This is a genomic window from Arcticibacter sp. (genome assembly GCF_053551015.1).
On sequence record NZ_JBMQOB010000021.1, the window covers coordinates 220,259 to 231,914 of the forward strand.

Below are 11,656 nucleotides of genomic sequence, written 5' to 3' on the forward strand. Positions count from 1 at the left end.
CCCGGGAACATCCCCGGGACCTCTTCTCATTTATAAAGCTTTGTAAAGATCTTTTATTCGAGACCTAAAATCTCCTTCGCCAGATGAATCATCTTCAGATCGCCAGTGTGCTTACCTGTCTCGTCGGAAAGCTTGACTACCGGAACCCATGTCTGATTTTCAGGGAGCGCCTCTGTCATTTTGATCACGATGTTCAAGGGTTTTAATCCCACATCATTGGTGAAATTTGTTCCTATGCCAAAAGACATGCCAATCTTGCCTTTGCAAAAAGTTGCAATACGCTCAACTTTGTCGTAGTTCAGGGCATCGGAAAAGATGATGGTCTTCGACAAAGGATCAATTCCCATCTTCTTATAATGGTTGATTGTCTTCTCTGCAAACTCGACAGGATCACCGCTGTCATGCCTCACCCCATCAAATAATTTCGAGAATTTCTTATCAAACTGCTCAAAGAAAATCTCCGTGGTATAGGTGTCAGCCAGTGCGATCCCCAGGTCGCCGCGATACACAGCCGACCAGTGTTCGAGACCCAGCAAGTTCGACATTTTGAAGCCATACTTCGCTGCATGAAACATAAACCATTCATGGGCGTGCGTGCCAATAGGTTTTGTATTATTTATCATGGCGAAGTGTACATTGCTGGTTCCCACAAAGGTACCTGTGCCAAATTCACTTAATGCTTTAACGACTTTACTGTGCACATGATAGGAGTGACGCCTGCGCGTCCCGAACTCTGCAATGGTTACGCCCAGCTTTCCATATTTTTCTATCTTTTCTTTGTTGATCGCATTCACCTGCTCGGGGGACACAGGTTCTGCACCCTTCACGTAGTAATAAAGCTCTGAGATTAGTGCCATCAGCGGAACCTCCCATAAAATGGTACGGTACCAGTAGCCCTCAATGCTCACCCTCAGATCAGTGCCGTTCTGCTCAATACGCACTTCTTCCGGGTTATACCGGTAGCCTTGAAGGAAGTCCAGATAGGTGGGTTCGAGATAGGGGCAAGCTGATGCCAGATAAGTCTTTTCCTCCACGCTGAGCCTGAGTTCCGACATCCGGTCTACGGCTTTCCGAAGTATCTCCGCGAAGCCTTCGGGGAACTCATGTTTGCCGCGGTTGATGAATTCGTATCTGGCCATCGAGTGCGGAAATAGCTTAACCACACCCTGCTGCATCGTGATCTTGTAGAAGTCGTTATCGAGCAGGGAACTTAAGTAAGGTATCTGATCAGTCATCTCTTTATCTACTCAAAAACGATTGTTTTGTTTCCGCTCCTGAAAACCCGATCCTGAAACACCAGCTGCATCGCCTTGCTCAAAACGGATTTCTCGATTTCTTTACCCGCAACCACCATGTCCGACACCGAGAATGTATGGTTTACCGGGATGGTCTGCTGAACGATGATAGGACCTTCATCCAGATCATTCGTCACAAAGTGTGCAGTTGCGCCGATCAGCTTAACGCCCCGCTCAAAAGCCTTCCGATAGGGACTTGCGCCTATGAAAGCCGGAAGAAACGAATGGTGGATATTGATGATTTTACCTTCGTAGTCGGCAATAAACTCAGGGGAGAGGATGCGCATAAACTTTGCCAGAACGATATAGTCCGGGTCATATCGATTGATCACATCCTTGAGCTCCTGCTCGAACTCCGGTTTTGTCTTATTTTCGTGCGAGACATGGTAGAACGGGATATCAAAACGCCCGGTGATCTCGCTTAGGTGATCATAATTCCCCGCAACACAGCAGATTTCCGCATCCAGAGTATGGAATTGGTTCCGGATTAAGGCATCTCCAAGGCAATGGTATTCTTTCGTTACGAGAACAACGATACGCTTAAGCGCTTTTGGATTAATGGATATCTGAGCAGACTCCGGCAGATCTGAACGCAGTTCTGCGGTTAAGTTTTTCTCATCAAACGAATCGCCTGTACATTCGATCCGGGCAAAGAACTGATTCTCAACTTCATCAACAAATTCCCTCATAGCTGTAATATTCAGGTCGTGTTTGCTCAGCACACGTGCAATAAGAGCAACCAGTCCTACTTTATCACTGCACTGGATGAGTATCAAATTTTTATTCATTTCCGAAGATAGTAAAAGCACAGAAAATCTAAATATTGTTCGAAAACTGCATCTACAAACAAACACTTATTATAAAAATGTTGTTAGAGTTGAAATCTTAATACCACAAGCATGAAAAAATTAATTTACAGCCTATCACTTACAGTCGCCATGTCACTTGGCCTGTACTCTTCATCTGCGAATGCGGCAACTGAAGTCCTCAAAGATCCTGCGAAGACAGAAGAAACGATGACCACAGAGCAGAAAGAAGCAAAAATCAACCAGATTAAACAGCGCGTTGAAGAAATCAAAGCGATGGACAAGTCTCACCTTAGCAAGCAAGAGCGTAAGGAGTTGAAAAAAGAAGTCCGTGAGCTGAAAAAACAAGCAAATGCGATTGGTGCAGGAGGTGTTTACCTTTCTGTAGGAGCTATTATCATCATTATCCTGGTTCTTATCCTGATCCTATAATCACACCCTATTATTCTCTAACAACAAAAGCCGCTATAAATCAGCGGCTTTTGTTGTTTTAATCCATCCCTCGAGTTCGCCCTGCCTGACGAACATATAACCATTAAACTTCGAGTACACCGGAACAAGCTCTCCCGATTGAATCGTCTTCATGGCTCCGGTTTCCTCATCCGGCCGGTCCAGCAGCCTACTGTCAGTTTTCAGCGTAAGCCGCTCAACAGCCTTGTCCAAGGCCGTCACGCTCCTTGCCGGGAGATAGCCTTCCCGTCCATCCGGCAGCGCAACCTTATACCAGGAAGAACTCGCAGAGAAGATCCAGAGGAAGGTATGGCTTCCCAGGGACGCGATTGTTGTGGCAGAGCTCGATGGTCCATTTAGCAACTTCACACTACTCGTAGTCCGGTACGTTTTACCAAGGCCCGAAACACTTGCACGAACCGGCTCAGCCTTCTTAATTGTCGGGTTCACATAAGGATAGGGATCTATCGCTCCCGAATTTCCATAAAGTCCCAGATGTAAATGGGGAGCACCTCCGCGCGCATTCCCGGTATTACCTACCAGGCCCAGCGTATCACCAACACGCACCATCTGTCCCTCCGACACTAGCTGGGTATCCAGATGTGCATAGTAAATGCTGAAGTTCTTTTTATCGGGATGAAGGAAAACCACTTTACCTCCCAGATGATTGGTGCCCACACGCCTGATGACGCCGTCCGCTGCTGCCACTGCGGGCGTTCGCCTCGGCGCAAAGATGTCAATTCCTTCATGCTGGCGTGCTCCTCCGTCCCTTGCTGCTCCCCAAAAGCTCTGCATCTTACCGCCGGGGACAGGAAAGGCAAGCGAGGGCCCGCTCGTTATCGTCAACGTATATTCCCCTGCAGTTAACAGCTCAGGCTGCAAACGCAGAATATAGAACGCGTTGTCGTCTTCCGCCTCATAGTGGAACGGCCTGCCGCCGGTATCCGCGTAGGCAAGCAAGCGTTTATCTTCGCCCTCATGGTCGCGCCAAAGGTCGATATACACCGTAAAGCCCTCCACAGGTTTCTTGCTAAAGTCAATGCTGATTTTCGTTCCCTTCACCGCCTGGAAGCGGAGTGCCGTAGCTTTCGCTTGGTTTGATGGGAAATAGCCGGTTTCGCGATAAGGAATGCTGACGCTTAGTGGATTTTCCAGACTTCTCGCTGCTGCGGAGAACCACTCGCGACCTAGTGCCGTTTCTGAGAGCCCTGCATTACGCAGATTGCTGGCATACTGGTCATGGGGACTCACTTTCTTGAAAAGTCCCGCAGGTCCGTTCTGACTACATGCCGTGAGCACAAGCAAGCCGAAAAAATATGTCTTTCTGATAGATGGTAGCATGGCCAGATAACATCTCGCCAGCTGATATTGTTGCGGGTAAGGTAGAAATGAAGAATCCCGAATCTTGTGAATTCGGGATTCTGGAGCGCTCATCTAATAAAATTCTTTTTAAGTATCCGACGATCTGAAGTCTCGGATGCATGATCAGGTGTTACAACACAGCGATCTCAAAAGAGTTTTGATTATTTATGATTTATTTTCTTTTAGAACAGTTTTCAGGTCTTCGGGGGTATCGATGGCTCTTGCCTCAATATCGGTAACTGCTACTTTGATCTTATAACCATTCTCCAGCCAGCGCAGCTGTTCCAGTGACTCAGCTTTTTCCAGTAAGGAAACCGGCAACTTCGTTATCGCCTCCAGGATATCCGCCCGGTAGCCATAAACACCAATATGCTTATAGAAGGTATGTGCCGATAGCCAGCTGTCAGGGCTCCTGTCGCGCAGGTAGGGTATAGGCGTTCGACTGAAATAAAGGGCCTCTGAATGCCTGTTCAGAATAACCTTTGGTGAGTTTACGTTGTGCAGTTCTTCGTTCGAACTCACAATCTTAACCAGCGTAGCCAGCTCAGTCTCCTGATTGCTGAAGCAATCGCCAAGCAGATCAATCTGCCGCGCGTCGATGTAAGGCTCATCACCCTGAATATTAATGATCACATCAAACCCAGGCAGATGTCTTGCCGCTTCCGCACAGCGGTCTGTACCACTCTGGTGCGTATTCGCGGTCATGATCACCTTTCCACCGAACCCTTCCACATGCTCCCGGATGCGCTCATCGTCCGTTGCTACAGCGACTTCGCTCAGGGTAGCTGACTTGGACGCCTGTTCATAGACCCGCTGGATCATACTCTTTCCATGGATATCTATAAGCGGTTTGCCGGGAAACCGGGTAGACGCATACCTTGCGGGTATAAGTCCCAGTATGCGTACGGGAATGGATGATGTTGATGACATACCTGTTGGTTTGTTGGTTTAGTTTATGTATTAAAATAGGCCGTGGAACTCACGCTCAATATTTTGAATGATAAAACCGAGATCTTCCGGATTGTTGGAAAAGTCCAGTTTGTCTTTGTCTAATATAAGCAGTTTCCCTTCTTTATATCCGTCAATCCATTTCTGATATTTATCATTCAGTTTAGACAGGTAATCGAGGCGTATACCTGCTTCGTAATCCCTGCCTCTGCGCTGAATATTATTAACCAGGGTAGGTATGGACGCCTTCAGGTAGATCAGCAAATCAGGAGGCTTGATGAACGAGGTCATATTGTCAAAAATAGACCGGTAGTTCTCATAATCCCTGGCCGACATCAGTCCCATCTCGTTCAGGTTCTCGGCGAAGATATAGGCATCTTCGTAGATCGTACGATCCTGAATTACACTATGATCCATCGCCTGGATCTCTTTGATCTGGTTGAACCTGCTGTTAAGAAAGTAGATCTGGAGATTGAAGCTCCAGCGTTTCATGTCGTTGTAGAAATCTTCCAGGTATGGATTATTATCCACAGCCTCGAAATGCGCTTCCCAGCCAAGATGCTTGGCAAGTAATTCCGTGAGGGTGGTCTTTCCCGCACCTATATTCCCAACAACAGCGATATGGACGTTTTTTAAATTCTGCATTCTAGAAAGATTTGAAGCCAATAATCTCGCGAACTTCCCTAATGGTCTTCGCCGCACTTTCCCGCGCTTTTTCTGCACCCAATTTTGAAACCTTGCGCAGGTATTCGGTATCCGCGGCGATATCGTTTATTCTCTCCCTGATCGGCGCAGTAGAAAGTACCATGTCCTCAGCAAGCTGCTTTTTTAAATCACCGTATCTGATCTGGCAGCTGTTATACAAATCATCAAAATGCTTGTAGGTATCTTCAGTAGAAACTACCTGAAGCAGGCTGAACAGGTTCTGAATAACCTCTGGCTTTTCCTGGTTCATTTCTGTGGGACCGCCATCCGTTACAGCGCGCATCACCTTCTTCCTGATGATCTCAGGTGTATCTGAAAGATAGACCGCATTCGCTTCCCCTTCAGATTTTCCCATCTTACCCTTCCCGTCCAGTCCTGGTATCTTTACGAGGTTGTCGGAAAATGTAAAGGCATAGGCTTCAGGGAAATATTCTACGTTATATAAACGGTTAAACCGGTTTCCGAAGGTGCGCGACATCTCCAGATGCTGCTCCTGGTCTTTGCCTACAGGAACCTTGGTTGCCTTATGGATGATGATATCTGCAGCCATCAAAACCGGATAGGTCAGCAGTCCCGCGTTCACATTGTCCGGATGTGCTCTTACTTTATCTTTAAAAGACGTACTTCTTTCCAGCTCGCCCATATAGGCATTCATATTCAGGTAGAGGTAAAGCTCAGCTACCTCAGGAACATCCGACTGGATGTAGATCGTCGCCTTTTCAGGGTCGATGCCCGAAGCCAGGTACTCCACAAGCACCTGCTTCACATTGCCGTGAAGGTCACTGGGAGTAGGATGAGTGGTCAGAGAGTGATAGTCTGCAATAAAAAAAAAGCAATTATATTCATTCTGCATTTTTACGAAGTTTTTCACCGCTCCGTAATAATTGCCTAAGTGAAGTTTTCCGGTACTGCGTATGCCGCTTACAACTGTTTCCATAACTGGGCGAAAGTAAGGATTTTTTATTTTTTACGGCTATAAAACTGTTATTGGCGCGGGCGGTATGTCTCATGAAAAACGATGCCCCAGCTTCAACATCTCTTCCGGATATTACCGAAAATATCTATGTTTGAACTGAATGAAGCGATTTCTTAGGCGAACCCATTTATATTTTTACCATTTCATCGTAGGCATTTTTCTGGTGCTGCTTTATCCCTTTCTTTATTTTTTCTCAAGGAAGCCAGAGCGCTATAAGCAGCTGAACAAATGGAGGAGGTTCTACTCGGCGATCTCGTCTGTTACCGCCGGTTTTTTCTTCCGCTACCATGTGGAGGAGCCCATCGACTGGAGCAGGCAGTATATCATCTGCGCCAACCATACCTCCAATCTCGATATTCCTTCCGTGTCATATCTCGTCAAAGGGAATTTTGCCTTTATGGGCAAAGACGATCTGCTCGACAACCCGGTTACCGGCCTGTTTTTTAAGACAATCGATATCCCGTTGAACCGGGATAGTAAAATGTCTGCATTCAGAGCGTTTAAGCGCGCGGGCGAATACCTGATGTCGGGCTTATCCCTCGTGATCTTCCCCGAAGGCGGTATTGCTGAAGCCTATCCTCCGAAGCTGGCCGACTTCAAAAATGGCCCTTTCCGCCTTGCTATAGAACACCAGGTGCCCATCATCCCCGTCAGCATCCCCGACAGCTACGAGAAAATGTGGGACGATGGTGCACAGTATGGAAGCCGCCCGGGCATTAGCGACATCTATGTGCATGCCCCCGTATATACAGAAATGTTACGTTTAGAAGATACGGATGAGCTTCGAAGCCGGATATATCATATAATTAATAGTAAATTAGCCTGACCGAACATCCCAAATGGTGACGTCGGTCGAAAATACAAGCGAACATGAAATTAGATAACCAGACGATTGAGCGTATGGCTCACCTTGCCCGGCTCGAAGTTAGCGAAGAAGAGAAAGTTTCCTTGCTGAAGGATATGGAGAACATTTTGAGCTTCATGGAAAAGCTGAATGAACTCGACACCAGTGGTGTTGAGCCGCTTATTTACCTCACAGACGAGGTGAACGTCCTCCGTGAAGATATCGCCTCCAAGGATATTCTTCCTGCCGATGCATTGCAAAATGCGCCGCATCATGATGATTCCTATTTCAAAGTTGCCAAAGTAATCGAAAAGATCTAGCTGTAACAATCTCTAAGCCCGATCATCTAAGGTGTATGCAAAACGAGCCACTAATCAGTATTAAAGACGTTGGAAGAAAGTACGTTATCGGGGCTGAGATCATCCATGCGCTGAAATCGGTATCCCTCACCATTAACAAAGGTGAATTTGTTGCCTTGATGGGTCCCTCGGGATCGGGCAAATCCACACTGATGAACATACTGGGCTGTCTGGATACGCCGAGCAAGGGTGAATATATCCTCAATGGCATTCACGTGAGTGAGATGACGGAGAACGAGCTCGCCGAAGTCCGCAACAAAGAAATTGGCTTCGTCTTTCAAACTTTCAACCTGCTTCCCAGAGCCAGCTCGCTCGATAATGTAGCCCTTCCGCTGGTATATGCCGGTGTTTCCAAGGCAGAAAGGAATGAGCGCGCATTCAAAGCGCTGGAGAACGTGGGGCTTGGAAACCGGGTGGAGCATAAGCCTAATGAACTATCCGGCGGTCAGCGTCAGCGCGTGGCCGTAGCACGGGCGCTTATCAATAATCCCTCTATTATTTTGGCGGATGAGCCGACCGGTAACCTCGATACCCGCACCTCGGTGGAGATTATGGGCTTACTCGAAGAAATCCACTCGAAGGGAAATACCATCATCCTGGTTACGCACGAAGAAGATATCGCCCAGCACGCGCACCGTATTGTGCGTATGCGTGACGGACTAATAGAGAATGATTACCTGAACGACAACATCAAATCTGTTTCGCCGCGCCTCCAGGACATGAACGACAAAGGCGTCGACTTCGAACAAATTAATTAGAATGAAGATTTATACCAAAACAGGAGATGCAGGGAGTACCATGCTTATAGGTGGATTGCGTGTTCCCAAATCCCATATCCGCATTGAAGCTTACGGCACCGTTGATGAGCTGAATGCATACATCGGGCTGATCCGCGATCAGGATCTGGCCGATTACTATAAGCACATACTCAGACAGGTTCAGGACCACCTCTTTATTATGGGTTCCAATCTGGCTGCAGCTCCCGACAAGTCAAAGATGAAGCTTCCTGAGCTGCTGTCCGAGGATATTCAATTGCTCGAACAGGAAATTGACACGATGCAGGATAGCCTAAGCCCACTGCGCCATTTTATTTTGCCGGGTGGATCTACACTCGTTTCTTATTGCCATATTGCAAGATGTATATGTCGCCGCGCCGAGCGAATCACTGTCCAGCTGGAACAGGAAAGTTTCGTCGACAAAATAATTTTAATATATCTGAACCGTTTAAGTGATTACCTGTTTGTGCTCTCAAGGAAAGTAGCCCAGGATAATCAAATCGAGGAAACTGCCTGGTTTCCAAGGGAAAATAAGAGTTGAAAAAAATACTTGACAAACTAAATATTTTTATTATACTTTTGCGAAAATTTAAATCTTAAATTCTAAGAAATATGTATTGGACTCTAGAATTAGCATCTCACCTCGAAGACGCTCCCTGGCCAGCGACTAAGGACGAATTAATAGACTATGGAATCCGTTCAGGAGCTCCAGTTGAAGTGATTGAAAACTTACAGGCGCTGGAGGATGACGGCGAGCCTTACGAGAATATCGAAGAAATATGGCCGGACTATCCGACCAAAGACGACTTCTTCTTTAATGAAGACGAGTATTAAAAGCCTTGCCCTCTGGTAGGGCTTTTTTGATTTCTAAAACTTTTCAGTCGCCACACGTACGACTCAGTCTTGTCTGCGCCCACCCTAGATTCTAATATTCATTTTTCCCTGATTATCAAAATGTTTTGCAGTCTTTTAAAATTTAATTTGTAAAAAAATAAACAAAGAGTCGCTTTTAGCATTCTTATGGTATAATTAATTATCTATCACGAAAACTATAATACTATGGGAAATCTACTTTATGTCATCGCAGTCATCTTGGTAATCATTTGGGCGGTGAGTTTCTTAGGCGGATACGCTACAGGCGGAATTATTCACATCTTATTAGTGATTGCAATCGTTGCTGTCCTTCTACGTGTCATCAGGGGAGCGTCCTAGTCAGGAATTTTATAACGTAATTAAGATCTGTTCGAAAGGGCAGATCTTTTTTTATGCCTTTAGCTTAAGGTAGAGCGCGGCAACAGCAAGATCCTCGGGATAGGTGATCTTAATATTAGCAGGGGAACCAGTTGTGGTGAATATTTCAAATCCTGCTTTCTCAACCACGGAAGCATCATCTGTGAAGAAAGGTGAAAAAGCCTGATGGTAAGCTTCCCGCAAAATGCTGCTTTTAAAAACCTGCGGCGTCTGCACAATCATCACTTCAGCACGTGCTAAGGCAACAGTGCCTGTTCCGCGAGCCATTCTCAGCGAGTCGCGACTTTCCGTCACCGGGATGACCGAGCCCAGTCGCTCTGCCTCTCTGAAACAGCGGCTGATCAGCTCATCATCTATCACCGGTCTCACAGCATCATGAACCGCCACCAGCGATTCGTCTGCCTGGATATGTATCAGAGCATTCTTAACCGAGTCAAAACGTTCGGCACCACCTGCAACGAGGGTATGGGGTATAAAAAAATTGTGCTGAACACAAAGTTCCTGCCAGTAGGCGTGGAAGTCTGCGTTCAGCACAAGTATAATTTCAGGCTGCCGTTCGGAGTTGAAGAAGGCTTCAAGGGTATGCATCAGAACCGGCTTCCCCAACAACAAATGAAATTGTTTGGGCAAATCAGCGTTCATGCGCTTCCCGGAGCCTCCGGCAACTATGATGGCGTAACCGTTCAATGCTCTTTAGATGATCAGCATGGCATCACCATAGCTGTAGAAACGATATTTCTCTTTTACAGCTACTTCATATGCGTTCATCACATTCTCATATCCACCAAAAGCCGAAATCATCATCAGCAGGGTTGACTCAGGAGTGTGGAAGTTAGTGATCATGGAATTCGCGATGCTGAAATCGTAAGGAGGGAAGATGAACTTGCTGGTCCAGTCGTTCGCTGATTTCAATCTCTTGTTGGCTGACACTGCTGATTCGATGGTACGCATACTGGTAGTGCCAACGGCACAGATACGACGCTTCTCATCAATCGCCTTGTTTACCAGGTCAGCAGTCTTCTGCTCAATGATAAACTGCTCTGAATCCATTTTGTGTTTGGTCAGATCCTCTACTTCAACAGGTCTGAATGTACCCAAGCCCACGTGCAGGGTCACTTCTGCAAAGTCGATTCCCTTCAGCTCTAATCTCTTCATTAACTCACGGCTGAAATGCAGACCTGCAGTAGGAGCAGCAACAGCACCTTCGTTTTTGGCGAAGATGGTTTGATAACGCTCTTTATCTTCAGCAGTAGCTTTACGCTTGATGTATTTAGGAAGCGGTGTCTCTCCAAGAATTTCGATATTGCGTCTGAACTCTTCGTCTGTGCCATCGAAAAGGAAACGGATAGTACGTCCGCGGGAAGTAGTGTTGTCGACAACTTCGGCAACCAGGAGGTCGTTCTCTCCGAAGTAGAGTTTATTTCCTACCCGGATCTTACGTGCAGGATCTACAAGAACATCCCATAGGCGCAGTTCTTTATTAAGCTCACGTAGTAAGAACACTTCAATAGTGGCACCTGTCTTTTCCTTGTTACCGTACATACGGGCAGGAAATACCTTGGTGTTGTTCAGGATCATCACGTCTTTTTCTTCGAAGTAATTGATCACATCTTTGAAGATTTTGTGCTCTATCGCTCCAGTATTGCGGTCAAGTACCATTAAACGTGCCTCATCCCGCTGATCCGAAGGATTGTGTGCTATTAAAGAATCAGGTAGATTGAATTTGAACTGGGATAATTTCATATACGAATACTCAATTTAGGGCGCAAAGTTAGTGAAAAATAAATTTAAACATGAATATTTTATAACCTCCTGGGTGCTAGATTAGTGTGAATGGGAGATGAGCATCTGTTCTACAGGTGTCGGTGAGTAGTGGTTCATGTA

The 11,656-nt window shown here is 46.4% G+C and carries 15 protein-coding genes; 7 read left to right on the top strand and 8 right to left on the bottom strand.

Annotated features, from left to right (window positions below):
* Positions 1-53: 53 nt before the first annotated feature.
* Together pncB and purU are read right to left on the bottom strand one after the other, a co-directional pair.
* Positions 54-1,235 (bottom strand): nicotinate phosphoribosyltransferase, encoded by a 1,182-nt coding sequence (gene pncB / locus ACO1NU_RS14805; RefSeq protein ID WP_448819265.1) that lies wholly within the window; start codon positions 1,233-1,235, stop codon positions 54-56.
* Between the two features lie 8 nt (positions 1,236-1,243).
* Positions 1,244-2,083 carry a formyltetrahydrofolate deformylase gene (purU, locus tag ACO1NU_RS14810; protein ID WP_448819266.1) on the bottom strand — a complete coding sequence of 280 codons (840 nt, stop codon included), beginning with the start codon at positions 2,081-2,083 and terminating at the stop codon, positions 1,244-1,246.
* Between the two features lie 111 nt (positions 2,084-2,194).
* Between purU and ACO1NU_RS14815 the strand changes: the two genes are divergently transcribed.
* Complete coding sequence (locus ACO1NU_RS14815) at positions 2,195-2,533, top strand: hypothetical protein (protein WP_448819267.1); 339 nt, start codon at positions 2,195-2,197, stop codon at positions 2,531-2,533.
* A gap of 33 nt (positions 2,534-2,566) precedes the next feature.
* Here the strand turns inward: ACO1NU_RS14815 and ACO1NU_RS14820 are convergent, their stop codons facing one another.
* The 4 genes from ACO1NU_RS14820 to trpS all read right to left on the bottom strand — a co-directional run bounded on the left by ACO1NU_RS14820 (position 2,567) and on the right by trpS (position 6,503).
* The gene (locus tag ACO1NU_RS14820) at positions 2,567-3,985 is read right to left on the bottom strand and encodes a peptidoglycan DD-metalloendopeptidase family protein (RefSeq protein WP_448819268.1); all 1,419 of its coding nucleotides are present in this window, start codon (positions 3,983-3,985) and stop codon (positions 2,567-2,569) included.
* Positions 3,986-4,078: 93 nt separating this feature from the next.
* Complete coding sequence (gene kdsB / locus ACO1NU_RS14825) at positions 4,079-4,843, bottom strand: 3-deoxy-manno-octulosonate cytidylyltransferase (RefSeq protein ID WP_448819269.1); 765 nt, start codon at positions 4,841-4,843, stop codon at positions 4,079-4,081.
* A gap of 30 nt (positions 4,844-4,873) precedes the next feature.
* On the bottom strand, positions 4,874-5,506 hold the full coding sequence (locus ACO1NU_RS14830; RefSeq protein WP_448819270.1) for a deoxynucleoside kinase: 633 nt from the start codon (positions 5,504-5,506) through the stop codon (positions 4,874-4,876).
* A 1-nt stretch (position 5,507) separates the two neighbouring features.
* Positions 5,508-6,503: a tryptophan--tRNA ligase gene (gene trpS / locus ACO1NU_RS14835; RefSeq protein ID WP_448819271.1), complete on the bottom strand. Its 996-nt coding sequence runs from the start codon at positions 6,501-6,503 to the stop codon at positions 5,508-5,510.
* Positions 6,504-6,642: 139 nt separating this feature from the next.
* Between trpS and ACO1NU_RS14840 the strand changes: the two genes are divergently transcribed.
* The 6 genes from ACO1NU_RS14840 to ACO1NU_RS14865 all read left to right on the top strand — a co-directional run bounded on the left by ACO1NU_RS14840 (position 6,643) and on the right by ACO1NU_RS14865 (position 9,733).
* Positions 6,643-7,368 carry a lysophospholipid acyltransferase family protein gene (locus ACO1NU_RS14840; RefSeq protein WP_448819272.1) on the top strand — a complete coding sequence of 242 codons (726 nt, stop codon included), beginning with the start codon at positions 6,643-6,645 and terminating at the stop codon, positions 7,366-7,368.
* A 44-nt stretch (positions 7,369-7,412) separates the two neighbouring features.
* On the top strand, positions 7,413-7,706 hold the full coding sequence (gene gatC / locus ACO1NU_RS14845) for an Asp-tRNA(Asn)/Glu-tRNA(Gln) amidotransferase subunit GatC (protein ID WP_448819273.1): 294 nt from the start codon (positions 7,413-7,415) through the stop codon (positions 7,704-7,706).
* Positions 7,707-7,741: 35 nt separating this feature from the next.
* The gene (locus tag ACO1NU_RS14850) at positions 7,742-8,503 is read left to right on the top strand and encodes an ABC transporter ATP-binding protein (protein WP_448819274.1); all 762 of its coding nucleotides are present in this window, start codon (positions 7,742-7,744) and stop codon (positions 8,501-8,503) included.
* A gap of 1 nt (position 8,504) precedes the next feature.
* The gene (locus ACO1NU_RS14855; protein ID WP_448819275.1) at positions 8,505-9,062 is read left to right on the top strand and encodes a cob(I)yrinic acid a,c-diamide adenosyltransferase; all 558 of its coding nucleotides are present in this window, start codon (positions 8,505-8,507) and stop codon (positions 9,060-9,062) included.
* Between the two features lie 71 nt (positions 9,063-9,133).
* Positions 9,134-9,355 carry a DUF2795 domain-containing protein gene (locus ACO1NU_RS14860; RefSeq protein ID WP_017258669.1) on the top strand — a complete coding sequence of 74 codons (222 nt, stop codon included), beginning with the start codon at positions 9,134-9,136 and terminating at the stop codon, positions 9,353-9,355.
* Positions 9,356-9,580: 225 nt separating this feature from the next.
* Complete coding sequence (locus ACO1NU_RS14865) at positions 9,581-9,733, top strand: lmo0937 family membrane protein (protein WP_448819276.1); 153 nt, start codon at positions 9,581-9,583, stop codon at positions 9,731-9,733.
* 51 nt (positions 9,734-9,784) lie between these two features.
* On the opposite strand, the gene ACO1NU_RS14870 is transcribed toward ACO1NU_RS14865, so the two are convergent.
* Together ACO1NU_RS14870 and queA are read right to left on the bottom strand one after the other, a co-directional pair.
* Entirely contained in the window at positions 9,785-10,459 is a 675-nt protein-coding gene (locus ACO1NU_RS14870) for a 2-C-methyl-D-erythritol 4-phosphate cytidylyltransferase (protein ID WP_448819277.1), read from the bottom strand.
* Positions 10,460-10,465: 6 nt separating this feature from the next.
* Complete coding sequence (gene queA / locus ACO1NU_RS14875; RefSeq protein ID WP_448819278.1) at positions 10,466-11,515, bottom strand: tRNA preQ1(34) S-adenosylmethionine ribosyltransferase-isomerase QueA; 1,050 nt, start codon at positions 11,513-11,515, stop codon at positions 10,466-10,468.
* Positions 11,516-11,656: the final 141 nt, after the last annotated feature.

Excerpts from the sequence above, each read along its gene's own strand:
- pncB (WP_448819265.1), bottom strand. The coding sequence starts at position 1,235 with ATGACTGATCAGATACCTTACTTAAGTTCCCTGCTCGATAACGACTTC.
- purU (WP_448819266.1), bottom strand. The coding sequence starts at position 2,083 with ATGAATAAAAATTTGATACTCATCCAGTGCAGTGATAAAGTAGGACTG.
- ACO1NU_RS14815 (WP_448819267.1), top strand. The coding sequence starts at position 2,195 with ATGAAAAAATTAATTTACAGCCTATCACTTACAGTCGCCATGTCACTT.
- ACO1NU_RS14820 (WP_448819268.1), bottom strand. The coding sequence starts at position 3,985 with ATGAGCGCTCCAGAATCCCGAATTCACAAGATTCGGGATTCTTCATTT.
- kdsB (WP_448819269.1), bottom strand. The coding sequence starts at position 4,843 with ATGTCATCAACATCATCCATTCCCGTACGCATACTGGGACTTATACCC.
- ACO1NU_RS14830 (WP_448819270.1), bottom strand. The coding sequence starts at position 5,506 with ATGCAGAATTTAAAAAACGTCCATATCGCTGTTGTTGGGAATATAGGT.
- trpS (WP_448819271.1), bottom strand. The coding sequence starts at position 6,503 with ATGGAAACAGTTGTAAGCGGCATACGCAGTACCGGAAAACTTCACTTA.
- ACO1NU_RS14840 (WP_448819272.1), top strand. The coding sequence starts at position 6,643 with ATGAAGCGATTTCTTAGGCGAACCCATTTATATTTTTACCATTTCATC.
- gatC (WP_448819273.1), top strand. The coding sequence starts at position 7,413 with ATGAAATTAGATAACCAGACGATTGAGCGTATGGCTCACCTTGCCCGG.
- ACO1NU_RS14850 (WP_448819274.1), top strand. The coding sequence starts at position 7,742 with ATGCAAAACGAGCCACTAATCAGTATTAAAGACGTTGGAAGAAAGTAC.
- ACO1NU_RS14855 (WP_448819275.1), top strand. The coding sequence starts at position 8,505 with ATGAAGATTTATACCAAAACAGGAGATGCAGGGAGTACCATGCTTATA.
- ACO1NU_RS14860 (WP_017258669.1), top strand. The coding sequence starts at position 9,134 with ATGTATTGGACTCTAGAATTAGCATCTCACCTCGAAGACGCTCCCTGG.
- ACO1NU_RS14865 (WP_448819276.1), top strand. The coding sequence starts at position 9,581 with ATGGGAAATCTACTTTATGTCATCGCAGTCATCTTGGTAATCATTTGG.
- queA (WP_448819278.1), bottom strand. The coding sequence starts at position 11,515 with ATGAAATTATCCCAGTTCAAATTCAATCTACCTGATTCTTTAATAGCA.